The organism is Alteromonas sp. BZK5, assembly GCF_014349115.1.
Taxonomy (GTDB): Bacteria; Pseudomonadota; Gammaproteobacteria; order Enterobacterales; family Alteromonadaceae; genus Alteromonas; species Alteromonas macleodii.
On the sequence record NZ_JACSOE010000029.1, the window covers coordinates 23,937 to 48,654 of the forward strand.

20 protein-coding genes are annotated in these 24,718 nt (G+C 46.0%); 13 read left to right on the forward strand and 7 right to left on the reverse strand.

Features of this window, described 5'->3' with window-relative positions; genetic code table 11:
• Positions 1–208 precede the first annotated feature (208 nt).
• Positions 209–1,255, reverse strand: a complete 1,047-nt coding sequence (gene recA, locus BIZ39_RS10490) for a recombinase RecA (RefSeq protein ID WP_187446931.1) — start codon at positions 1,253–1,255, stop codon at positions 209–211.
• Between the two features lie 120 nt (positions 1,256–1,375).
• Entirely contained in the window at positions 1,376–1,915 is a 540-nt protein-coding gene (locus tag BIZ39_RS10495) for a CinA family protein (protein ID WP_014978518.1), read from the reverse strand.
• A gap of 143 nt (positions 1,916–2,058) precedes the next feature.
• Between BIZ39_RS10495 and mutS the strand changes: the two genes are divergently transcribed.
• The 9 genes from mutS to BIZ39_RS10540 all read left to right on the forward strand — a co-directional run bounded on the left by mutS (position 2,059) and on the right by BIZ39_RS10540 (position 15,367).
• On the forward strand, positions 2,059–4,680 hold the full coding sequence (gene mutS / locus BIZ39_RS10500; RefSeq protein ID WP_187446938.1) for a DNA mismatch repair protein MutS: 2,622 nt from the start codon (positions 2,059–2,061) through the stop codon (positions 4,678–4,680).
• A 156-nt stretch (positions 4,681–4,836) separates the two neighbouring features.
• On the forward strand, positions 4,837–6,468 hold the full coding sequence (locus tag BIZ39_RS10505; RefSeq protein ID WP_061094373.1) for a CTP synthase: 1,632 nt from the start codon (positions 4,837–4,839) through the stop codon (positions 6,466–6,468).
• 59 nt (positions 6,469–6,527) lie between these two features.
• A complete protein-coding gene (gene eno, locus BIZ39_RS10510) occupies positions 6,528–7,820 on the forward strand; it encodes a phosphopyruvate hydratase (RefSeq protein WP_014975823.1) in 1,293 nt (430 codons plus the stop codon).
• Between the two features lie 145 nt (positions 7,821–7,965).
• Positions 7,966–8,700 (forward strand): hypothetical protein, encoded by a 735-nt coding sequence (locus tag BIZ39_RS10515; protein ID WP_187446932.1) that lies wholly within the window; start codon positions 7,966–7,968, stop codon positions 8,698–8,700.
• A gap of 447 nt (positions 8,701–9,147) precedes the next feature.
• Complete coding sequence (gene leuA / locus BIZ39_RS10520) at positions 9,148–10,707, forward strand: 2-isopropylmalate synthase (protein WP_187446933.1); 1,560 nt, start codon at positions 9,148–9,150, stop codon at positions 10,705–10,707.
• On the forward strand, positions 10,708–11,805 hold the full coding sequence (gene leuB / locus BIZ39_RS10525; protein ID WP_187446934.1) for a 3-isopropylmalate dehydrogenase: 1,098 nt from the start codon (positions 10,708–10,710) through the stop codon (positions 11,803–11,805).
• Between the two features lie 9 nt (positions 11,806–11,814).
• A complete protein-coding gene (gene leuC / locus BIZ39_RS10530) occupies positions 11,815–13,215 on the forward strand; it encodes a 3-isopropylmalate dehydratase large subunit (protein ID WP_187446935.1) in 1,401 nt (466 codons plus the stop codon).
• Between the two features lie 3 nt (positions 13,216–13,218).
• Positions 13,219–13,824 carry a 3-isopropylmalate dehydratase small subunit gene (leuD, locus tag BIZ39_RS10535; RefSeq protein ID WP_014948483.1) on the forward strand — a complete coding sequence of 202 codons (606 nt, stop codon included), beginning with the start codon at positions 13,219–13,221 and terminating at the stop codon, positions 13,822–13,824.
• Positions 13,825–14,170: 346 nt separating this feature from the next.
• Positions 14,171–15,367 (forward strand): HD-GYP domain-containing protein, encoded by a 1,197-nt coding sequence (locus BIZ39_RS10540; protein WP_014975819.1) that lies wholly within the window; start codon positions 14,171–14,173, stop codon positions 15,365–15,367.
• A 90-nt stretch (positions 15,368–15,457) separates the two neighbouring features.
• On the opposite strand, the gene BIZ39_RS10545 is transcribed toward BIZ39_RS10540, so the two are convergent.
• Positions 15,458–16,741 (reverse strand): general secretion pathway protein GspB, encoded by a 1,284-nt coding sequence (locus tag BIZ39_RS10545; protein WP_187446936.1) that lies wholly within the window; start codon positions 16,739–16,741, stop codon positions 15,458–15,460.
• On the reverse strand, positions 16,734–17,645 hold the full coding sequence (locus BIZ39_RS10550) for an ExeA family protein (protein WP_014948480.1): 912 nt from the start codon (positions 17,643–17,645) through the stop codon (positions 16,734–16,736). Before BIZ39_RS10550 ends, BIZ39_RS10545 begins: the two co-directional genes overlap by 8 nt.
• A 219-nt stretch (positions 17,646–17,864) precedes the next feature.
• On the opposite strand from BIZ39_RS10550, the gene BIZ39_RS10555 reads away from it, so the two are divergent.
• The 4 genes from BIZ39_RS10555 to hemW all read left to right on the forward strand — a co-directional run bounded on the left by BIZ39_RS10555 (position 17,865) and on the right by hemW (position 22,374).
• Positions 17,865–19,043, forward strand: a complete 1,179-nt coding sequence (locus BIZ39_RS10555) for a CCA tRNA nucleotidyltransferase (protein ID WP_187446937.1) — start codon at positions 17,865–17,867, stop codon at positions 19,041–19,043.
• 149 nt (positions 19,044–19,192) lie between these two features.
• Positions 19,193–20,419, forward strand: a complete 1,227-nt coding sequence (srmB, locus tag BIZ39_RS10560; protein WP_014948476.1) for an ATP-dependent RNA helicase SrmB — start codon at positions 19,193–19,195, stop codon at positions 20,417–20,419.
• A 220-nt stretch (positions 20,420–20,639) separates the two neighbouring features.
• Positions 20,640–21,242, forward strand: a complete 603-nt coding sequence (locus BIZ39_RS10565; RefSeq protein WP_168462619.1) for an XTP/dITP diphosphatase — start codon at positions 20,640–20,642, stop codon at positions 21,240–21,242.
• The gene (gene hemW / locus BIZ39_RS10570) at positions 21,235–22,374 is read left to right on the forward strand and encodes a radical SAM family heme chaperone HemW (RefSeq protein ID WP_168462620.1); all 1,140 of its coding nucleotides are present in this window, start codon (positions 21,235–21,237) and stop codon (positions 22,372–22,374) included. The genes BIZ39_RS10565 and hemW overlap by 8 nt, the downstream gene beginning before the upstream one ends.
• Positions 22,375–22,485: 111 nt before the next feature.
• Here hemW and BIZ39_RS10575 read toward each other — a convergent pair whose 3' ends face one another.
• From BIZ39_RS10575 to BIZ39_RS10585, 3 genes are all read right to left on the reverse strand, one after another.
• Positions 22,486–23,280: a YggN family protein gene (locus tag BIZ39_RS10575; protein ID WP_014975812.1), complete on the reverse strand. Its 795-nt coding sequence runs from the start codon at positions 23,278–23,280 to the stop codon at positions 22,486–22,488.
• Between the two features lie 310 nt (positions 23,281–23,590).
• The gene (locus BIZ39_RS10580; RefSeq protein ID WP_014948472.1) at positions 23,591–24,163 is read right to left on the reverse strand and encodes a DUF1566 domain-containing protein; all 573 of its coding nucleotides are present in this window, start codon (positions 24,161–24,163) and stop codon (positions 23,591–23,593) included.
• 2 nt (positions 24,164–24,165) lie between these two features.
• The gene (locus BIZ39_RS10585; protein ID WP_262385749.1) at positions 24,166–24,687 is read right to left on the reverse strand and encodes a DUF1566 domain-containing protein; all 522 of its coding nucleotides are present in this window, start codon (positions 24,685–24,687) and stop codon (positions 24,166–24,168) included.
• Positions 24,688–24,718 lie beyond the last annotated feature (31 nt).

Consider the following 24,718-nt stretch of genomic DNA (forward strand, 5'->3'; position numbering starts at 1 on the left):
CGTACTTAACCAGCTTAGGCTGCGATAGCTATTTCATCCTAGTAGTCTGTACTTACAAATATTTATTACAGCATTCCTTGTTTTTATTTGTTGTACAAGTTTCAGCCTTGCATTAAGTGTTAGTAAATATTTCTTAATATACTCTTTGATGAAGCCATAAAAAAACCCACCTAGCGGTGGGTTCTTAATATGCGGTTAAGCGCTAATTTTACTCAGGAAGCACATCGTCTTCTTGCTGAGGTACCGCTTCCTCTGCTTTCATTGTTTTAGAAAGCAAAAGCTCTTGGCGGATCTTAGTTTCGATCTCATTTGCGATCTCAGGGTTCTCTTTTAAGAACTTCATCACGTTCGCTTTACCTTGACCAATGCGGTCACCCTTGTAGCTGTACCAAGCACCCGCTTTATCAACTAGCTTTTGCTTAACACCAAGGTCAATAAGCTCAGCTTCTTTGCTGATACCTTCGCCGTAGCGGATCATAAATTCAGCTTGCTTAAACGGAGGTGCAACTTTGTTCTTCACTACTTTAACGCGAGTTTCGTTACCTACTACCTCATCGCCTTCTTTCACTGCTCCAATACGGCGAATATCTAGACGAACAGAAGAATAGAACTTAAGCGCGTTACCACCGGTTGTAGTTTCTGGGTTACCAAACATAACACCAATCTTCATACGAATTTGGTTAATGAAGATACACAGTGTATTTGAACGCTTGATGTTTGCAGTAAGCTTACGCAACGCTTGCGACATTAGACGCGCCTGAAGACCAACGTGAGAATCACCCATGTCACCTTCAATTTCAGCTTTAGGTGTAAGCGCCGCTACCGAGTCAACAATAACAACATCTACCGCACCCGAGCGTACTAGCATGTCGCAAATTTCTAGCGCTTGCTCACCAGTATCCGGCTGAGATACCAATAGCTCGTCAATGTTTACGCCAAGCTTTTCAGCATATACCGGGTCAAGGGCGTGCTCCGCATCAACGAAGGCACAGGTTTTACCCTTCTTCTGAGCTTCAGCTATGACTTGAAGTGTTAGCGTGGTTTTACCTGATGATTCTGGCCCGTAGATTTCAACAACACGTCCACATGGCAAACCGCCTATACCTAGAGCGATATCAATGGTAAGTGAGCCAGTAGAAATCGCTTCAATATCCATGGCTTGGTTATCGCCTAAGCGCATGATTGCGCCTTTACCAAATTGCTTTTCAATTTGGCCAACTGCGGCGGTTAAAGCTTTTGATTTGTTATCGTCCACGTATGTATCCTCTAGGATTTGCGGTTAAATTCTGTATTGGTGTTTTCCATATCTTGTATGAAATTACCAAATAATGATCACATTCTATACTGTACAAGCATACAGTTTCAACCAGTGTTTTTAATTTTCACTCAACATTTTAACTAAGTGAGTAATCGCAAAGCTAATAGCGTGTTGACGTACTTCGTCGCGATTGCCGCTAAACACCTGTTTAATTTGCGCTTCGTGTTCTCCACATAAAAAGCCGAACCATACCGTGCCCACTGGTTTTTCTTCGCTACCACCGCCAGGACCGGCAATGCCACTCACCGTTACAACAAGTTGCGCTCCGCTATTACGGCGCACGCCGTCTGCCATTTCAATTACCGTTTGCTTCGACACCGCGCCGTACTCTTTTAGTGTCTGCTCTGTTACGCCCAGTATGCTTTGCTTTGCGTCGTTTGAGTACGTCACCCAGGATTGGTTAAACCAATCAGAGCTGCCAGCCACACTGGTAAAAGCAAAAGCGACTCCTCCGCCTGTACACGACTCAGCGCTTGATACAGTCCAACCTTTTTCCCTTAGTGCGTCGCCTAACACCTGAACTTGCGCAGATAATGCGCTATCAAGCGTTAAAGGGGTGGCGTTTGCTGTCGAATCAGTTGAAAATGTTGTGCTCATTTGGATATACCTAATTACACCTGTTGTGCTTTATCAGATCTTCGCTTGATCTTAGTGGGCGTGAGTTTATCATTTATTCCCCTCAACAGGCATTAAACCCAGCAACAAATTCGCAGAGGCATTTTTTGGAATCACATACTCCTATGATGCGCCAATACCTGACTATTAAGGCGCAGCATCCGAATATTTTACTGTTTTATCGCATGGGCGACTTTTATGAGTTGTTTTACGACGATGCCAAAAAAGCTGCTGAATTACTGGATATTTCATTAACAGCCAGAGGAAAATCTGGTGGTGAACCTATTCCTATGGCTGGTGTGCCTTATCATGCGGTAGAAAGTTATCTGTCACGCTTAGTGAAAATGGGCGAGTCAGTAGCCATTTGTGAACAGGTAGGCGACCCAGCCACCAGTAAAGGCCCTGTTGAACGCGCAGTACAACGCATTGTTACGCCCGGTACAGTCACCGACGAAGCGCTGTTAGAAGAACGTCGCGACAATATTCTGGCCGCCGTTTGTGGTCACAGTATGCACTATGGGCTGGCAACCCTAGATGTTACAAGCGGTCGTTTTGTTGTGTTTGAATGTGACAGCGATGAAAGCCTACTTGCTGAAGTTCAGCGCATTAACCCAGCTGAACTACTCTATCCTGAAGGATTTGAAAGCTTAGCATTGGTTGAAAACCGCAAAGGACTTAGACGCCGTCCTGAATGGGAATTCGACATTGATACCGCCACAGAGCAACTAAACGCACAGTTTGAAACCAAAACATTAGATGGCTTTGGAATAAAAGGCGTCACTAAAGGCTTAGGCGCAGCGGGCTGCGTTTTACAATATGTAAAGGATACCCAGCGTACTGCTCTGCCTCACATTCGCCGCATTCAGACCGAACAGCAAGACAGCCGCGTTCAGCTTGATGCTGCCACCCGCAGAAACCTAGAACTTACCCATAATTTGTCGGGCGGACAGGAAAATACGCTGTTCAGCGTGATGGATACCACCACTACGGCCATGGGTAGTCGTATGCTACAGCGCGTTGTTCACTCGCCTTTAACCGACCAGCATGAGCTGCACAGCCGTTTAGATGCTGTTGAAACGTTTATTAATGATGACCCTGAAGATATTCGCACCGCGTTAAAGCACATTGGTGATATAGAACGTATTATGGCGCGCTTAGCCCTTCGTTCAGCCAGGCCACGGGACTTTGCTCGCCTAAAAAATGCGTTTAATGCGCTGCCTGATTTACAAGATGCCCTAGCGCGATTCGACACAGGCCAAATCAGAAGTATCAGCGAAACCATTGGCACTTACCCTGAGCTTCAAGCTCTGTTAAATGATGCCATTATCGATAACCCGCCAGTGGTAATACGGGATGGCGGCGTGATTGCCGAGGGCTACAACGCCGAACTTGATGAATTGCGCAAGCTATCACAAGGAGCTACCGACTACTTAGACGCTATGGAACAGCGTGAACGCGAGCGCACCGGCATTTCTACGCTAAAAGTGGGCTATAACAAAGTTCACGGGTTCTTTATTGAAATTAGCCGGGCGAACAGTGCATTGGCGCCCGCTGAATATATTCGAAGACAAACCCTTAAAAACACTGAACGTTATATAACGCCAGAACTTAAAGAGCACGAAGATAAAGTGCTAAGCAGTCAGGGCGCTGCGCTTGCTCTTGAAAAGCAGCTTTATGAAGCCTTGTTCGACAACTTTGCGCCGCACTTAAACAACTTAATTGAAACCGCCGCGGCGCTAGCCAAATTAGACGTGCTATGCTGTTTTGCCGAACGCGCAGTCTCCCTTGATTGGTATCGACCTCATTTGAGTCAAGAATGTGCGCTTACTTATGATGCCGGTCGCCACCCTGTGGTTGAGAATGTAATGAAAGACCCCTTCATTGCCAACCCGCTTCAGCTAGACACCGAGCGCCGTATGCTGATTATTACTGGCCCCAACATGGGCGGTAAATCAACTTATATGCGCCAAACAGCGTTGATTGCGTTACTAGCCTGTATTGGTAGCTTTGTACCTGCTGAAAACGCCCACATAGGAAAACTTGATCGTATTTTCACCCGTATAGGCGCATCAGATGACTTAGCCTCAGGCCGTTCTACCTTTATGGTTGAGATGACAGAAACGGCGAACATTCTCAACAATGCTACAGAAAACTCTCTGGTATTAATGGATGAAATAGGCCGAGGTACCAGTACCTATGACGGATTGTCACTGGCTTGGGCATGCGCAAGTTATTTAGCAAAGCAGCTGAATGCTTATACGCTTTTTGCCACTCATTACTTTGAACTAACTGAACTTCCGGAAACGCAAAGTGGCGTAGTGAATGTGCACTTAGACGCGATGGAGTTTGAAGATACTATACGCTTCATGCATACGGTATCAGAAGGCGCGGCGAGCAAAAGCTTTGGTTTACAAGTTGCCCAACTTGCAGGCGTACCTAAGGCGGTAATAAAAGCGGCGCAACAGAAGCTTGCGGTGTTGGAATCATCACACCTTATGACCAGCACGGAAGATGGATCAGAGAAAGCCAACGATGAGGCTTTTGTAGCGAAGAGCTCGGTAAAAGGTGCAAATAAAACAAGCGCATCAGTTAAAGCTACATCAAATACCAAAGGCCAAGCTGAAATGCTGTTCCCTGATAAGCCGCACCCGGTAGTAGAAGCCCTTGAAAACTTGTCACCCGATGAGCTATCACCGCGCCAAGCGCTAGACCTTATCTACACACTTAAGCGCCTGAGCCAATCTTAAAGCAAGCTAAAGCGCGTATAAATTGCGCATCATGTGGGCAAATTGATTGTCTGCCCACATGAATTTGCGTATACTATCGCCCCGTCCAAAGTGTAGCTGGTTTTGTTCTAAACTCAGCCTATATTTACCATACAACCCAAACGTTCTAGGTTTCGCATGACAAATTATATTTTCGTCACCGGTGGTGTAGTTTCATCGCTAGGTAAAGGTATTGCTGCAGCATCGTTGGCCGCAATTCTGGAAGCTCGCGGTCTCACCGTAACCATGTTAAAACTCGACCCTTACATCAATGTCGACCCGGGCACTATGAGCCCTATCCAGCATGGTGAAGTATTTGTTACCGATGACGGCGCTGAGACCGACCTTGATCTTGGTCACTATGAGCGTTTTATTCGCACCCGCATGACTAAGCGCAACAACTTCACTACCGGCCGTGTATATGAAGAAGTGTTAAAGCGCGAGCGTCGCGGTGATTACCTTGGTGCAACTATTCAGGTTATCCCTCATATCACCAATGAAATTAAGCGCCGCGTAATTGAAGGAGCTGAAGGTCACGATGTAGCTATTGTTGAAGTGGGCGGAACCGTAGGTGACATCGAGTCACAACCTTTCTTGGAAGCAATTCGTCAGCTAGGTACCGAAGTAGGCCGTGAACGCGCTATGTTCATGCACCTAACTCTTGTACCTTATATGCCAGCATCAGGTGAAGTAAAAACTAAGCCTACGCAGCACTCGGTAAAAGAGCTTCGCTCTATTGGTATTCAACCAGATATCCTAGTTTGTCGTTCAGTAGGTGCATTGCCGGCTAGTGAGCGCTCGAAAATCGCCCTATTCACAAACGTTGCTGACAAAGCCGTTATTTCTTTGAAAGACGTAGACAGCATTTACCGCATCCCTGCTGCACTTAAAGCACAAGGCATGGATCAGTTAGTTGTAGACCGCTTCGGTCTTGAGTGTGAAGAAGCCGACTTATCTGAGTGGGAACAAGTACTTTACGCAGAATCAAACCCTACCGCAGAAGTTAACATTGGCATGGTAGGCAAGTATGTTGAATTACCTGACGCTTATAAGTCTGTTAATGAAGCGCTTAAGCATGCTGGCCTTAAAAACCGTCTAACTGTGAACATCCACCACATTGACTCACAAGACGTGGAAAGTAAAGGTACCCAAATTCTAGAAAAACTAGATGCTATCTTGGTGCCTGGCGGCTTTGGCGAACGCGGTATAGAAGGTAAAATTGCTGCTGCGCGTTATGCCCGTGAAAACAAAGTCCCTTACCTTGGCATTTGCTTAGGTATGCAGGTAGCGCTTATCGAGTACGCGCGTAATGTTGCAGGTATGGAAAATGCGAACAGCACAGAGTTCGACCCTGAAACGCCTTATCCTGTAGTCGGCCTTATCACTGAGTGGTTAGATGCTGCAGGAACAACTGAAACTCGCACAGAAAACTCAGATCTTGGCGGAACTATGCGCTTAGGCAGCCAGCTTTGCCACCTTATTGAAGGTACAAAAGTTCATGAGATGTATGGTAATGCCGAAATTTATGAGCGTCACCGTCACCGTTACGAAGTGAACAACAACCTGCGTGACCAAATTGAAGCTGCAGGATTGAAAGTAAGTGGTTTGTCCACTGACAAGCGACTTGTAGAAGTGGTGGAAATCCCTGATCATCCTTGGTTCATTGCGGGCCAATTCCACCCTGAATTCACATCAACTCCTCGGGATGGACACCCATTATTCACTGGTTTCGTTGCTGCGGCAGGAAAATACCAGAAAGAAAATCACTAATTTCTAATAAAAGGGGTGCTCTCTCCCGTTGCACCCCATTCAATTGTTGAGGAAAAAACATGGCGAAAATCAGTCGCATTATCGGACGCGAAATCTTAGATTCACGCGGAAACCCTACCGTAGAAGCAGATGTATACTTAGAATCAGGCGTAATGGGCCGTGCTGCAGCACCATCTGGTGCCTCTACTGGTAGCCGCGAAGCACTAGAGCTACGCGACGGCGACAAGTCTCGTTACCTAGGTAAAGGTGTAACAAAGGCAGTTGCAGCAGTTAACGATACCATCGCGCCAGCGCTTATCGGCAAAGACGCACTAGCGCAAGCTGATATCGACGGCATCATGATTGACCTTGATGGCACAGAAAACAAAGAAACCCTTGGTGCGAACGCAATTCTTGCAGTTTCTCTTGCTGTAGCTAAAGCGGCTGCAGCGGAAAAAGGCGTAGCGCTTTACGAGCACATTGCAGACCTAAACGGTACATCTGGCCAATACTCTATGCCAGTACCTATGATGAACATCATCAACGGTGGTGAGCACGCTGACAACAACGTAGACATTCAAGAGTTCATGGTACAGCCTGTTGGCGCGAAGAGCTTCAAAGAAGCACTACGTATGGGTGCTGAAATCTTCCACGCACTTAAGAAAGTACTTTCTGCTAAAGGCCTTAACACGGCAGTTGGCGACGAAGGTGGTTTTGCCCCTAACCTTAGCTCAAACGCTGAAGCGCTTGCAGTAATCGTAGAAGCCGTTGAAAACGCTGGCTATAAAATGAATGAAGACATCACCCTTGCACTAGACTGCGCGGCGTCTGAATTCTATAAAGAAGGCAAATACGTACTATCTGGTGAAGACAAGAGCTTCGATTCAGAAGCGTTTGGCGATTACCTTGCTGACCTTTCTTCACAATACCCAATTGTATCAATTGAAGACGGCCTAGACGAAAGCGACTGGGACGGCTGGGCAAGCCTAACTAAGAAGATTGGCGACAAAGTACAGCTAGTTGGTGACGACTTGTTTGTAACTAACACTAAAATTCTTAAGCGCGGTATTGATAACGGTATTGGTAACTCAATCCTTATCAAGTTCAACCAAATCGGTTCACTAACTGAAACCCTTAACGCTATTAAAATGGCAAAAGATGCAGGCTTTACGGCAGTTATCTCTCATCGTTCTGGTGAAACTGAAGACGCCACTATTGCCGACCTAGCAGTAGGTACAGCAGCGGGCCAAATCAAGACGGGTTCACTATGCCGTTCTGACCGCGTTGCTAAGTACAACCAATTACTTCGTATCGAAGAAGCACTAGGTGACGCTGCAACTTACAAAGGCCGCAGCGAAATTAAAGGTCAATAATTTAAGCTTGAGACAATGATGAAAAGCCGCTTTATATAGCGGCTTTTTTATGTCTATTTTTCGCCTTGTTTAATGAAACCATGTAGCAACAAGCGCCTAATCTTGCTAGGGTTAAAAGACTTTAGACAGGAATTTGATAATCCCGATGGCTTCAAGCGACAAACTTTCCCACTCTATACCCAACTCCCAAGTTGGCTTTTTCAGTGAAGCTGGTGAACTCGGCGGAAGCCACCCTCAATTCAATGAAATATGTACCGCTCTGTATGAAAGAGAAATCGTCTCTCTAGCTCATAGCGAGATAAAAAACCTATCGCTGATTAAGCGTCGAATGGGCGGGCTTCCTTATCACGTGAAAGCTATTTCTCGATATATGATAAATAATGGCAACTCAAACAATCCATCCCCGCTAAAAACAGATACCCATAATGGAAGTTGGTATGCCAAGCAATCTGCAAAGTGCCCCGGCATTAATCATTTAGACGATGTAGAAAAGCGAGAAGCGTGGTATAGAAAAAACGCTAGGTATGGTCTTGTTGTACCTGTTTTAATTTTAAACATGGAAGGCTCTCACATTGAGCTTGATTCCATTGATATGGTAAACCAAGACAATACCCAGCTCCATCTGAACAAAAATGGATGGTTTGCCAATACAGGGGAGTGCATTTCTTCAACTCCACTACGCGATGAAATGGAAGCGGCCACGGCACTTTCAGTTCAAAACAAAATACTGCTGCGGCCTTCAAAGGCGATAATGACCGCTGCATGCTGTGGCCACGCATGGAGCTTTAAATCCAAGCGTTCACCACGTGCCTTATCCCTTCGCGAAATGCGCTTATCTACTCAAATCAACTGGAAGAACTTTACGCTGCTTAATAGGTAACAAAGCCTCGGAAAGAATAAAAACCCAGTATACCCGCATAAAAAACCACAATATCTTTTGCATATCTACAGCCAAATTTAGTACAAACATCCTAACCAACATCATCTATAGTAAATTCCCCCCTCATAAATGGTTGTAGCTACTGGTTTCGTTGCTCTCAGACCAAGATCGCTAGGACACATATCCTAAATAAGTAAAAGAAAGCATTTATACACGAAAAATATACTCATTATTGTAAACAATGGTTGACCTCTTCAAGCCACATGGGTACATTGTCGCTATCAACTTGGTTAGCAAAGAAACAACAAATGCGTATTCGTTTCCTTCTTCTATCTCTACTCCTTATGGCAGCCAGACTGCACGGGTAGATTGCGACCAGCGATTTAATTTCACAGAAACCCGTGCCAAGCACGGGTTTTTTTTTAACTATTCAACAGAGAGAGCGTCATGACAAATCAAGTGAAGATCTTTGATACCACATTGCGAGACGGCGAGCAGGCTTTACCTGCAAGTCTAAGTGCCAAAGAGAAACTGCAGATCGCCCTGGCGCTCGAACGGTTAGGCGTTGATATCATTGAGGCAGGCTTTCCTGTCTCTTCACCCGGCGATTTTCGCTCTGTACAAATGATTGCCAAAGAAGTTAAGAACTCTATCGTTTGTGGCCTATCTCGCGCATTGCCGGGTGATATTGATGCATGCGGACAAGCATTAAGCGTTGCTGAGCAATTCAGAATTCACACCTTCATCGCAACGTCAGAGATTCACGTAGGTGCCAAGCTTCGCAAATCACAAGATGAAATTGTAGATATGGCCGTAGCCGCGGTGAAACATGCACGTAAGTATACTGACGATGTAGAGTTTTCCTGTGAAGATGCGGGGCGTACCCATATTGATTACCTATGCCGAATGGTTGAAGCCGCTATTAGCGCTGGCGCGACCACGGTAAATATTCCGGACACCGTAGGCTACACAACACCTACAGAGTTTGGCGCTATTATTCAGCAATTGTTTAATCGCGTTCCTAATATCGATAAAGCAACCATTTCAGTGCATTGTCACAACGACTTGGGCTTAGCGGTAGCAAATTCATTAGCAGCTGTTGAGCAAGGTGCCAGACAGGTTGAATGTACTATAAACGGTATTGGCGAGCGTGCTGGTAATGCTTCACTTGAAGAAATTGCCATGATCTTACAAACCCGTAAGAACATGTTGGGCTTTGAAACTAACATTAATTCTACCGAAATATCGCGCACATCTAAGCTAGTCAGCCAGCTTTGTAACATGCCAGTTCAATCAAACAAGGCCATTGTTGGCGCGAATGCGTTTAGCCATTCATCTGGTATTCACCAAGACGGTGTCTTAAAAGCGCAAAATACCTATGAAATTATGACCCCAGAAAGTGTGGGTATTAATAAGAACAACCTAAACTTAACGTCTCGCTCTGGCCGTCATGTGATTAAACATCGCTTAACCGAACTTGGCTATAAAACCGAAGACTATGACTTAGAAGCGGTGTATGACGCATTCTTAAAGTTAGCGGATAAAAAAGGCCAAGTATACGATTACGACCTTGAAGCCTTGTTGTTCTTCGATAAGCAAAAGCACGACCAAGCACACTTCCAGTTGCTTTATCTTCAAGCTAATTCAGGCCGTGAAATCATTCCAAGTGCTACCGTTAAAATGAAAGTGGGCACTGAAGAGATTACCCAGTCTAGTATTGGAAACGGCCCGGTAGATGCGGCTTATAAGGCCATCATGTCTATACTAGGTCACGAAGATTTAGAAGTTGTCGACTTTAAATTAGATTCAAAAGGTGAAGGTGCCGACGCTTTGGCGCAAGTGAGCGTTATCGCTACATATAAAGGCCGTCGTTTCCATGGAATCGGCTTGGCTACAGATATTGTGGAAGCCGGCGTTAAAGCCCTTATCTTTGTATTAAACAACACATATTTAGCCGATCAAATTGATCAGCAAAAAAATCAACAAGAACGCGTTGCAGGAGTATAAATGAGCCAGTATTCAATTGCCGTATTAGCCGGAGACGGTATCGGCCCAGAAGTTATGCAGGAAGCCAATAAGGTTTTAGATGCTGTTGAAAAGAAGTTTAACGTCACCCTCAACCGTACTGCATATCCTGTAGGTGGCTATGCCATTGATACTGAAGGCGAAGCGCTACCCTCAAAAACGCTTTTGGGCTGTGAGCAAGCCGATGCGATCTTGTTTGGCAGTATCGGTGGCCCTAAGTGGGACACCTTGCCGTTAGAGCAACGTCCTGAGCGTGCCGCACTACTTACCCTTCGCAGTCATTTTGACCTGTTCAGCAACTTGCGCCCAGCTCGAATTTATCCGGGCCTTGAAAGCCTGTCTCCCCTTCGTGAAGACATTGCTAAATCAGGCGTAGATGTTTTGGTAGTGCGCGAGTTAACCAGCGGTATCTACTTTGGTCAGCCGAAGGGCCGAGAAGGTGAAGGCGAAGAAGAATTCGCGTATGACACTATGCGCTACAGTAAACGTGAAATTCGCCGTATTGCTATTGCAGCGTTTGAAGCAGCACAGAAGCGTCGCGGCAAAGTGACTTCAGTAGACAAAGCTAACGTACTGGTAACCAGTCGTTTATGGCGTGAAATTGCTGAAGAAGTCGCAAAAGACTATCCAAATGTAGAACTTGACCATATCTACATCGACAATGCCACTATGCAAATAATGAAGAACCCAGCGCAGTTCGATGTGATGCTGTGTTCAAACCTTTTTGGCGATATCGTTTCTGATGAATGCGCTATGATGACGGGCTCTATGGGCTTGTTGCCATCGGCAAGCATGAACGAGGAAGGCTTTGGCCTTTATGAGCCAGCAGGCGGTTCGGCTCCAGATATTGCAGGCCAAGGCATTGCTAACCCTATCGCACAAATTTTATCGGCCGCCATGATGCTGCGTTTCAGCATGAACTTGAATGATGCTGCCGACGCAATTGAAAAGGCAGTAGTGGCAACGCTAGAAGCAGGTGTACTTACAGGCGAGTTACTTCCTTCTGACAAACGCAGCCAAGCGGCAAGCACGTCGCAAGTAGGCGATGAAATCGTTAAACAATTAATGGCGCAGGAGTAAAACAACCTCATGGCCAAGACCTTATATGACAAAGTGTGGCAAGCCCACATTATTGACCAAATCGGTGAAGACAGCTTAATTTATATCGACCGTCACTTAATTCATGAAGTAACGTCACCTCAGGCATTTGCAGGCCTTAATGAAAAAGGCCGTAAAGTACGACGTCCTGATCGCACCGTTGGTACTATGGATCACAGCATTTCAACCCGTTCATTGGCAATCGATGCCTGTGGTCCGGCGAATGCGCTTCAGCTACAAACCTTGGCAAAAAACTGTGAAGATCACGGCATTCAGCTATTTCCAGTGGGCCACCAGAAGCAAGGTATTGTGCACGTAATGGGCCCGGAATTAGGTTTAATTCAGCCAGGCATGACGGTGGTGTGTGGTGACTCACACACTGCAACCCACGGTGCATTTGGTGCGCTGGCATTTGGTATTGGTACCTCTCAGGTAGAGCATGTATTGGCCACGCAAACGTTGAAACAAAGCCGCGCGAAAAGCATGCTTATCAACGTAAATGGCAAGCTTCCTGTCGGTATTACGGCAAAAGACATTATTCTTGCCATTATCGGCAAAATTGGCCACGCTGGCGCTACTGGCCATGTTATCGAATACGCAGGTGAAGCTATCCGCGGTTTGAGCATGGAAGAGCGCATGACGGTGTGCAACATGAGTATTGAAGCTGGCGCGAAAGCTGGCCTTGTTGCACCAGACGAGAAAACCTTCGCCTACCTTGAAGGCCGCGAATACGCACCTAAGGGTCAAGACTGGGAAGACGCTGTCGCTTATTGGAAAACCCTTTATACCGAAGAGGGCGCAACCTTTGACACTGTGGTTGAACTTGAAGCGGCAGATATCGCTCCTCAGGTTACGTGGGGCACTAACCCAGGCCAGGTTATTGGCGTAAACACACCGGTACCTGCCCCTGAAGACTTCAGTGACCCGATTGAAAAAGAGAGCGCAGTAAAAGCGCTTGAGTATATGGGGTTAAAACCCGGTGAAAAGCTTGCTGACGTTGCAGTAAACCACGTATTTATCGGCTCATGTACCAACGGTCGTATTGAAGATATGCGCGCAGCGGCACAAATCGCCAAGCGCGGTAAAGTCGCCGATTCAGTGACTGCGATTGTCGTTCCAGGGTCGGGTAACGTTAAACGCCAAGCTGAAGCAGAAGGCTTAGATAAAATCTTTATCGATGCTGGCTTTGAGTGGCGTTTGCCAGGTTGCTCTATGTGCCTTGGTATGAATGACGACAAGCTAGTGGCAGGCGATAGATGTGCCTCTACCAGTAACCGTAACTTTGAAGGCCGTCAAGGCCGTGGGGCGCGCACTCACTTGGTAAGCCCAGCAATGGCTGCCGCTGCTGCAATTACCGGTCGCTTTGCTGACGTTAGAGATTATCAGGAGTAACTTATGTCTGAACAAGGTTTTACACAACACACAGGCATTGCTGCGCCGCTTGATCAGGCCAATGTCGATACCGACCAAATTATTCCAAAACAGTTTCTAACTGGCGTAACACGTGCTGGCTACGGCAAACATTTGTTTCACGACTGGCGTTATTTGGATTTAGAAGAGAAAGAGCCAAACCCAGCGTTCGCGCTGAATAAGCCTGAGCACAAAGGTGCGAGTCTGTTGCTAGCTCGCGAAAACTTTGGTTGTGGCTCAAGCCGAGAACACGCGCCGTGGGCACTTGCCGACTTTGGATTTAAAACGGTTATTGCCACCAGCTTTGCTGATATTTTTTACGGCAACTGCATTAATAATCAGCTAGTGCCTGTGGCATTATCAAGCGAGCAAATGGACGCTTTGTTTGCTGCAGTGAAGGCAGACCCAGCAACTAAGATCACCGTTGATCTTCCAGCGCAAACAGTAAGTTTTAACGATACAAGCTTCAGCTTCGATATTGCTGAGCATCACAAAAACAACCTTATTAAAGGCTTAGATGCTATCGGTCAAACCCTTGAACTCACAAGTGCTATAGAAGCCTTCGAAGATAAACAGCCCGCGTGGTTGTGAAAGCGTGGGGCTTTAGCGCTTAACAACGCCCTAGCATGACACATGGGTGCTGTCGCGAGATGGCACCCTGTTTGTTTCTCTCATCTATGCCTCTACCTTAACTTCGCATCAAGACGCCTAATACCAATCCGCAATAAAAATATCAGTTCACCTGATTTGAGCCATAAGCAACTTCTCGGCACATTTACACGTCACGCGTTTTCTCACGAATTCGGTAATCCTACATTCGCCGACTCTAGCTATACTAAAGACTAATAAACTCCTCACTTTTTTCACTGGAATATCGTACTATTCGTTTCTATTGTAATTGAAGGCTATGGCAACGTTGTGCCTCACAGGAGAGATAATGCTAGAACAGGTACCCATTGATGATTTGCAGCCAGGAATGTACGTCAATCAAGTACTTGAACAAACAGGTTCACTTAAAATGCGCTCTAAAGGCATTGTGAAAACCCAAGCCATTATTGATAGTCTAAAATCGAAAGGTATTTTAAGCGTCGAAGTAGATCTTGCGAAATCTAAGCTGCCCGAGCCCGCTGTGCCACCCGAGCCAGCTAAAGAAAAAGAGCCTGAAGTGACTAAACCGGTTGTTAAGCCAGTGGGTCGTGATTCAATTAACGAAGCCAACGAGCTTTACAGCAGCGCAATTGCCATTCAAAGCAGCTTTTTAAAGTCGCTTAAAAATGGGGCGGTAAAAGATTTGTCTCCCATGGAGTCGCTGTCGCAAAGCCTGATCGAAAGTGTATTTGATAATAAAGATGCGCTGAGCTGCCTGACTATGATCAAGGATACCGACCAGTACCTTCTTGAGCACAGTATTAATTGCAGTGTACTAAGCGGCATTTTCTGTGAGTTTCTTGGCTATGACAGAGATACCACAGAGCAAGTGAGTTTAGGTGCCCTATTGATGGATATCGGCATGTCTTCCCTGCCAGATGAAATTCGCAATAATACAGGCGAATTTTCCAGTGATGATTGGGAAGTGATGAAAACTCACGTTGAAATTGGTGCTGACCTAGTTGAACAGTGTGGCGATATTTCTGACCTATCGCTACGCATCATTGAAGAGCACCACGAGCGCGTTGATGGAAGCGGCTACCCGAGAGGATTGGTTGGTGACGAAATCTCAGAGTTCGCGCGTATTGCTGCCATTGTGGATGCATACGATGCCATGACATCTAATCGTACGCACAAAAACAGTATCACGCCTACTCAGGCGCTAAAGCGACTAACTGCGACAGAGAACTTAGACCAAGAATTGGTAAAACAATTTATCCAGTGTATTGGCGTGCACCCTGTTGGCTCCTTGGTGAGGTTAAAGAGCGGTAAATTAGGTATTGTTAGCAAAATCAACCCTAAAGACCCCGTAAGCCCTCACGTTATGACCTTTTACAGCGTGACGTCGCAGCATTTCAATGAAGTGAAACGCGTTGATTTAAGTCAGTACGACGATGAGATTGTGTCAGGCGTTCGCCCCGAAGAGTTTAGTTTGAACTTACCAAAATTCTTTAAAGACGTTTTCATCAATCAGATGCCGCTGTAGAACACAAAGTATAAGCAGCGAAAAGGCCCTTTTTTCAAAGGGCCTTTTTTGTATTTCTTGTTAGTGTTTTTTGTAACTAACAGATAGTAATTACCAATCGGTTAATGCTGCCATAGTAAAAATCTCATCTTCGAAAGCAAGCACCACACGTTGCGCTTCAATATTGACGATTTGCACTCTATCAGCAATCCAGTCGCCCTCACCTATTTGACGGCCATTGACTCTCACCCACCTATCGGCAGGACGAGACGCATACATATGCGCGCTAAAGTTCATGGTAGGAAGTCGTGTTAACAAGCGAACGGGTAACTGATCTACACGGGGTAGTTCGTCTTTAACCGTCACCCTTGTTTGCTCTTCAGAGGGTGTATTATCTTGTGCCTTTGAGTCTAGCGCTTCAACGGCAGCATTAAAACGGGCCATAAGCTCTGGTGACACGGATACGTCAGATTGAGACGCAGCTTCATTTAATACTTTCCCTTCATAATTCCCTGAAGTATCAGTTTGTCTTGAATCTGTTGAGGAGCTACGCTCATATCCACTACTTGGCTCGGCGCCAGAACGTTGGGACACGTCGTTATTGTAACGATTCTGAGTACCTGTTGTGATTGGGTTTTTATTTGGAACTGCACCTAAATCAGTATTTTGCGTTGCAGCTAAGTTTCCAGCAGACTGGTTATTTACCATAGCGTTCGCTTGCGTGCCTTGCTGAGCTGCACCGCCGTTACTCATGTTTGCATTTACCGCCGTGTTAGCAGTTTCATTTGAACCTGCGCTTTGCCCACTTTCCTGAGTGTTAGAAGATACCTGTTCACTTTTGTTGCTTGAAGTGCCTGGTGCTTCATTACTACTTTGCGTGGCCGTAAGCGCTGAAGCGTCTCCGCTTGCTTCAACCTGTGAAACTGAGCTTTCAGAGTCTGCCACCGGTACAGAAGCGGGTGCAGTTAGCATTGGCCACCAGCGTTTTGCCGTAGCGGCGGAAAAGCCAATGCATAAACCACCAAGAATAACGACGGCAAAAAGCGCAACTTGCTTGGTGTAAAGCTTCCATGCTGACGGAAGCCCTTCCACTGTGGGTAAGAACAAGCTTCGATTAAACTGCTCGTTGAGGGATTTATCAAATTTGGCGGTAGTGTCGTGCTCGCCCCGAAGCAAAGCTTGGGTCTGTGTTCTATGATGAACTGCCGGCGCTATTTCCACGGTTTGCTCAGGGTCTATTTCTACCTCTTGCACGCCCATTTCAGACAAGCCCTGCACCATAGCATCGCTTGTCACTAAACCCGACTTTCTAATTTTAACTGGCCCATTTTGCTTGGTAATTTGAACAATCACCATACCGGGTTTTAAATGGTCAATGGCGACGATATTAGACATACAAACTCCCTAACCCGTAGCCGAATATGATGGCCAAAACAAACGCCGATGCGAGATACCATTTACGCTGGCTTTGCACGCGCTGACTGACAACATCTTCACCTAGAATTTGCTCTGCCGCGGCCAAGAATATAGGCTTTTGCACAACCGCATGCTGCTTAGTAAAAGATAAGGTTAACGCTCGGTCGCACAGCAAATTAATTACCCTTGGAATCCCACCAGTAATTTGATGCACCGCGCGCAATGTAGACTTACTGAAAATACTGATATCACCTTCAGCCACGCTTAAGCGGTGTGCTATGTAAGCACTAACTTCAGGCGCAGTTAAGGGCAGCAGATGATAACGAGCGGTAATGCGTTGAGCCAGCTGACGTAATTCGTTACGCTTTAGCAACTGCTGTAACTCAGGCTGACCTATCAATACAACCTTTAACAGTTTTTCACGATTCGTTTCTAGGTTGGTCAATAAACGAAGTTGTTCTAGTACTTCGGGCAACAGATGCTGCGCTTCATCAACCATTAGTACCGTATTCATGCCTGACTGATGATTCTCTGCTAACTTAGACAAAATCAAATCGGTGAAATACTTAAGGCTTGCTTTTTCAGGTGTATAAGCCAAGCCTAGCTCATCACAAACCGTTGCTAATAGCTCAAGGGCGGATAAGGTAGGATTCAAAATCATGGCTACCTGAGTATTATCGGGTAGCTGCTGCAACAGTTTTCTCGATACCGTTGTTTTTCCCGTGCCCACTTCTCCGGTGAGCATTACAAAACCACCGCTTTCTCTGAGGCCAAAGGTCAAATGGGCCAAAGCCTCTTTGTGCCTAGGGCTCATATACAAATAATCGGGGTTAGGCGCAATCGAAAAAGGATTGTCATTTAACCCGAAGTAGTTCAAATACATGGTTGCTGAAGCGCCTATCTGTTTTAATTTTTAACGACGAATAAACTACCAGACGCAACCTTGAAGTGAAAGCGCATAACGATGTGGCTACGAATTTTAATTGTAACATTGCTATACTGCGCCACTAAGACGTGGGGAGTGTTGAGTTTTGCGACACGCCAAAAGTCGGCACATCCCTAATCTAAAAAGTATTACTGACTAAAAAATCGATGGAAGAGCATGCAAGTATATCTCGTTGGTGGCGCAGTACGTGACGCACTGTTAAACAGAAAAGTTGTTGAACGCGACTATGTCGTGGTGGGCGCCACGCCAGAAGAAATGCTCAGCCAGGGTTTTACCCAAGTAGGCAAAGACTTCCCTGTTTTTTTACACCCTAAAACACAGGAAGAATACGCACTTGCACGTACAGAACGTAAGTCAGGAAAAGGTTACACCGGTTTTGTATGCGATGCGTCAAGCTCGGTGACGTTAGAAGAAGATTTGTTACGCCGGGACCTTACCGTTAATGCGATAGCGCAAGACAACTATGGAAAACTCATCGACCCCTATGGTGGTAAAAAAGATTTAGAAAACCGCCTACTTCGCCACGTATCTGAAGCCTTTAGTGAAGACCCTCTACGCGTATTTCGCGTTGCTCGGTTTGCAACCCGCTATGCTTATTTAGGGTTTACTATCGCCACTGAAACCATGGCTCTTATGCAGTCTATGGCGCAAAGCGGCGAGTTAAGCACGCTAAGTGCTGAGCGGGTATGGCAAGAAACAAAGCGTAGTCTTTTAGAGAAAACACCGCATGTTTTTTTCACTGTATTAAACCAAGCCCACGGTCTTAATGACTGGTTTACTGAGCTTGAAAGAAACGTAGATACTGCTCTGGAAACGTTAAAAACGGCGGTAGCACTAGAAAAGGCTGAAAACGAAAGCGTTGTTAAATACACGGGTTCAGAAACCCCATTACCTGAAAGTAGCGATTCAGAAACCGCTAGGCTGATAACAAGGTTTACTGCCCTGCTCACTCACCTCAGTGAGGAAGAAGCGAAACAGTTATGCAGTCGGCTTAAAGTGCAAAACCAAGTTAGTGAAATCGTCAGCCTTGCCTGCAAATTCAAAGGCTTTCTTTTGAACGCGCAAAACTCGCCCGCCGATTTACTTGCCTTGTTCAATAGCTGTGATGCGTGGCGTAGAGAGGAACGTTTCACATTATTACTTAGCGCTTTTGCGCCTTATGCTCATAACAAGGGCGTAGATTGGCAACACCAACAAAAGCGCATTGAAAATGCATTAGCAGCCGCCAACCAAGTGAACGTGCAAGATATCATTGCCACCGGCGTTAAAGGCCCTGAAATAAAAGACGCGCTTAACCGAGCAAAGCTATCCGCTGTTGCCTCGATTACTGATTAGATTAGATGTCCTCTTTCCCTGATATTGTAGGTAACCTCAAACCACAATGTATATTTACCTACGGTGTGCGAATTTAACGCCAGTTTTTCTCAATGTTTTGGTATAGCAATGCTACAATACGCACCATTCATTTAGAGCAATTTTATACTATGACTTTCGAAGAACTCGAATTAGACGAAGCACTGTGTCACGCAGCTGCCGATATGGGGTTTGAAACCCCAACTAGCATTCAAGAACTGGTTATCCCGCATGCGTTGGATGGACGAGATATCTTGGCCTCTGCTCCTACAGGTACGGGTAAAACAGCCGCTTTCTTATTGCCTGCATGCCAGTTTTTACTTGATTATCCGCGCAGACAGCCTGGTGCTACACGTATTTTGATTCTAACGCCTACCCGCGAGTTAGCGCTACAGGTTTATGAACAAGCCCTGGCCATAACAAAGCATACACAAATTGTGTGCGGGGTAATAACCGGTGGTATTAACTACGGTACCGATAAAGAAACCTTAAGCAAGAATCTCGATATTCTTGTGGCCACGCCAGGTCGTTTGCTTGAGCATATCGAAAAAGAAGCCGCAGATTGCCGTGATATCGAGTGTTTAATTCTTGATGAAGCTGACCGCATGTTGGATATGGGTTTCTCAACGGTAGTTAACCAAATTGCTGCCGAAGCGCGCTGGCGCAAGCAAAACCTATTGTTCTCTGCCACGCTTGAAGGCAAAGGCGTTAAGACTTTCGCTCATGATATTCTTAACAATCCTGAAGTGATTGAAGCGAACCCATCGCGCAAAGAGAAGAACAAAATTCATCAGTGGTATCACCTTGCTGACGACATGAATCACAAGCAAGCATTGCTGGTGAATATTTTGAAGCAAGAAACAACGACGTCAGCGGTTGTGTTTGTGAAAACCCGCGAACGCCTGCAAATGCTTAAGGACTTCTTAGCCTCGAAAGATATTCCAGTGTGCTGGCTACAGGGTGAAATGCCACAAGACAAACGTATTGCAGCGCTAGCCCGTTTCAAAAGTGGTGAAGTACCTATCTTGCTGGCAACGGATGTTGCTGCCCGCGGTATTGATGTGCCTAACGTGAGCCATGTTATTAACTTCGACATGCCGCGCAAAGCCGACGTTTATGTTCACCGCATTGGCAGAACCGGCCGCGCTGGCGCCAAAGGTACTGCAATATCTTTGGTTGAGGCCCACGATTTTGACATGGTAGCCAAAACCGCACGTTACATGGGCGAACCACTTAAAGCTCGCGTTATTGACGAGCTACGCCCCAAAAACAAAACGCCTAAAATTGGCCCGAAAAAGAAAAAAGTAAAGGCCAAAGACAAAGCCAAGGCAAAAGCTAAGCCTAAAAAGAAAAAGTAAAACTCGAGCACGTAGAGGGTGAGCGATGCGATGGCCGAAGGTTGGGAGTGGCTTTCGCAAACACGCGGTAAACACATCCATGTGCGCTCCGCTGCCGCATCCCTGCGGCAGAGGGTTTGCTCAAACCACTCCCGACCTTCGTCCTGAATAACCTAAAGTAACCCGATGAATGTGCTCGAGCTTATTTCAGGAGCAAAGAAAAAACGAGGAGTCTGGCACAATGAAATTCCCAGAAAAAATTGTTTTAGCCACAGGTAATCAAGGCAAGGTGCGAGAGTTTGCATCCTTATTTGCAGATTACGGCGTAGACGTTGTGGCGCAAAAAGAATTAGGTGTATCTGATGTGCCTGAAACAGGTACAACATTCGTTGAAAATGCCATTATTAAAGCGCGTCATGCGGCACAAGTAACAGGCCTTCCTGCTATTGCTGACGACTCAGGCTTAGTGGTTGACGCCCTTGGCGGTGCACCCGGTATCTATTCAGCCCGCTATGCTGGCGCTGATGCAACTGACGATACCAATATCGACAAGCTATTAGCTGCCCTAGATGGCGAAACCCAGCGTAAAGCGCATTTCTTCTGTACATTAGTGTTTATGCGCCATACTGACGACCCAGTACCATTAGTTAGCCAAGGTAAATGGCAAGGCGAAATTTTAACCGCTCGCTCTGGTAACGACGGTTTTGGTTACGACCCGGTATTTCACGTGCCAACTCATGGCTGCACAGCTGCAGAATTGGAGAAAGCCGAAAAGAACCGTATTAGCCATCGCGGCAACGCCTTAGCGATTTTGCTTGATAATATGAGAGCGACTTTTGCGTAATCCACCGCTTAGCCTTTATATCCACATTCCTTGGTGTGTTCAAAAGTGTCCGTACTGTGATTTTAACTCTCACGGGCTTAAATCTGATTTACCCGAGAAAGAATATGTGGCGCACCTGCTGGACGATTTAGCCATTGATGCCAAACGCATTGGCGACCGCCCTGTCGAGACAATCTTTATAGGCGGTGGCACGCCCAGTTTGTTTTCAAGCGAGGCCATGGCTGACATCTTAAACGGCGTCAAACAGCGGGTTAACTTAAGCGACACTGCTGAAATAACCATGGAGGCCAACCCAGGCACCGTCGAGGCAGGTAAGTTTGCGGGCTTTTATCAGGCAGGCGTAAATCGAATATCGGTGGGCATTCAAAGCTTTCAGCCGAAGCATTTAAAAGTGCTAGGCCGTATCCACGATGAAAGCCAAGCTGAAAATGCGGTAAAACAAGCACACAGCGCAGGGCTACCTACGTTTAATTTAGATCTCATGCATGGTCTACCTGAACAAAGCGTAGAGAATGCTATGGCAGATTTGAAGCAAGGCATTGAGCTCACGCCTTACCACTTGTCGTGGTACCAGCTTACCATCGAGCCAAACACGCCTTTCTATTCAAAGCCGCCAGAACTGCCAGACGACGACATCCTGTGGGAAATACAGGAAAAAGGCCACATCCTCTTAGAGCGTGCAGGCTATCACCAGTACGAAATTTCAGGCTACGCCAAAGCTGGGCACCAATGCCGCCATAACCTGAATTACTGGCGTTTTGGCGATTACTTAGGTATTGGATGCGGTGCGCACGGGAAGATTACCGATGCCGCTAACGGCACAATTCATCGTACCGTTAAAGTGAAGCATCCAAGAGGCTATATGGAAATGAGCCGCCCGTATTTAGATACGCAAACGCTGGTTAGTGCAGACGACCTACCGTTTGAGTTTTTTATGAATAGGTTTCGTTTAGTTGAGCCTTGCCCGATGAGTGATTTTAGTGACTTCACAGGTACTGAGTTAACGGATGACGTTAAACGCGCACTGTCTGATGCTCATCACCAAGGGCTGCTTTCTATTTCAGATAGTCACTGGCAGGTAACTGCTAAAGGACGTAGATATCTCAACTCTCTGCTGTCGTGCTTCGTATAATCTTGCCCATTTGAGCCAACCAAAAAGCTAGATCAAAAAAGCCTGCTCACGCAGGCTTTTCTGTCTTAATCTGTCTTTAACCAAAATTAGTACACGTATTACTTATTTCAACTAGTTCTCACTCTTATCATGTCGCGTAATGATATTGTAAGGCTTGAAAGCAGGCACACTTGCTCGAAGGTTTTCTTCCGCTACGTCTAGGCGCTTAAGCTTTTCACAAAACCACTCTGCCTTTTTACGCAATGTCGTAGCTTTATCACCCACATCAAGATGCTCACCCACATTATTAAGCTGACGAGTAATTTCCGCTACTTTCTCTTGATTTACTTCGCCACTTCCAGTGTTGATACCACTGATCGCCGATAATATACCGCCTACTGAGGTAGAAATTGCTTCCTCAAGCTGTGCTTCAATTTCACTATCCACGAATTCATCAACGCTTTCCAGTGATCCAGGGCCGATAAAATAATGATTACTCGCATGCCTGAATTTATCTTTCACGCGGTTTTGAACACGCTTCATAGCAGCATTCAAACGCTCGTAGCTGTCGTGATCACTGCCTACTAAGCCTAGGTAAACATGCTCAATGGTATCAATAGCTAAATCTACACCTTCGGTGGCCAAAATAATCATTTTTGGTACTACATAGTGTAACCCTGAAGAATACTCTTCTAGCCACTGCCGTTCTTGCTCATTCAAGGTTTGCCAACGTCCACCTACAAAAAGCTGGTTTTGGTCATTAATCTGAACTACGGTGCGGGTTTTATCCATTACGCGAAGCTGTTCGTTATTAACGGCAATACCGTAAGCAAAATCGATATTACAGGTATATTCAGCCTGCGCCGATGTGCTAAGTCCAGCGAATAAACAAATTGTAAAAAGGGCAGCCTTAAGGCTCGATATCATTTTCATACCAACATTGTGGCTAGCTTACTGGGAAATAAAAAGCCATCATGAGTCTAACGTGCTAAAAATCAGGTTGAACATGTCGATATTATCAATCTACTCAAAACGCAGCTTGATACTAGGGCCTGTAGACTTTTGTTATTCACCAAAGGTCAACAGGCTCTAAGCAAGAGTGTCGATTTTCTTTAAAATTGACGTTCAAACCAAAAAACAAAGCACGCATTATAGAGCGTGCTTTGTTGATAAAAAGTCTAAGGGTCAGATACTAGACGAAAGACTAATACGAAGCGGTGTAGATCTTTATCTACACCTATTCGTTGGTGTAGGTGCGCACCAGTCGAACGTAAATGAAACGGTCTTTCTCTTTAATCGAATGGCTCGCATTAAAGAACGCGACAACCCAGGCTCTGTCTGGATCATCTGCCGAAGGGGTAGAAGTCCAAAAATCATCCGGAGGCGTAGCTGGGAAAAGGGAGCTATTAATCGCCGGGCGTACGCAGTCGCGTTCCGTTAAGGTGGCCAACTCTTTAACGTTGGGCAAGCGCCATCCTAGCAAGTCTTCGTTACTCGCCTGCTGCGCAAGTTGTAGCGCCTGCTGCCACGTATACTTCACCGCTTCACCACTGCATGTTGAGCCGTCCCAAGTTTGCCCTTCGGAACATCGTCTCCATACTAAATCTGTGGTGGTATCCAACAAAGTACTGGTAGTCACTGCTTCAAAATTATCGTTGGGCGTGGTTTCTAGTCCGTCAGACAGACACTCTTGGGCGAAAGCTGAAAGCGATGCACTAGCAAGCAACGTCGAGGCTGCAACCATTTTGAGTGTAGTTAGCACTGCGCTTTTCAGTACGCGTTGAGCGGATTTATTAACTTTATTGCTCATGACTATCTCCCTGCTCTTACAAGACGAACACGCGCCTCTGATGACTTATTAAGAAAGTTATCGACACCTGAATCAAAATCCAATGCCCATGCATTTTGTGCATCATCACTGTTTACCCCATCAGCACTTGGCACTGAGGTCCAATACCATAGGGGCTCGGTAGAGACTGCACCGGTGTTAGGAAAGTAATCTTCATCAATGGCCACGTCGTCGGCAATGCCTAAATGCATTAACGAAAAGAGTTCATGGTGAGTAGGTAGCCGCCAGTCGTAAAAACCACACAGCCCCTGTGCGTTAACCGCCTGTACATATGCAGAGGTATTACAGCTGGTTAATAAGCACGTTGCATTCGCGCCTGTCTGGTCGCCTTCAAAACCGCCATTTACCTCTTCGCTGTACCAAGAATAGGTGTAGTCTTTATCTTGAAATGCTCCATCGTCAGTTTTAACTTCCCACACCATATATGGACCCTCTCCGATTGCAAGACACCGTGTTGATTTAATAACGTGATTCATTGCTGCCATATATTCGGCTTTTTCGTGAAGTCAATTGACT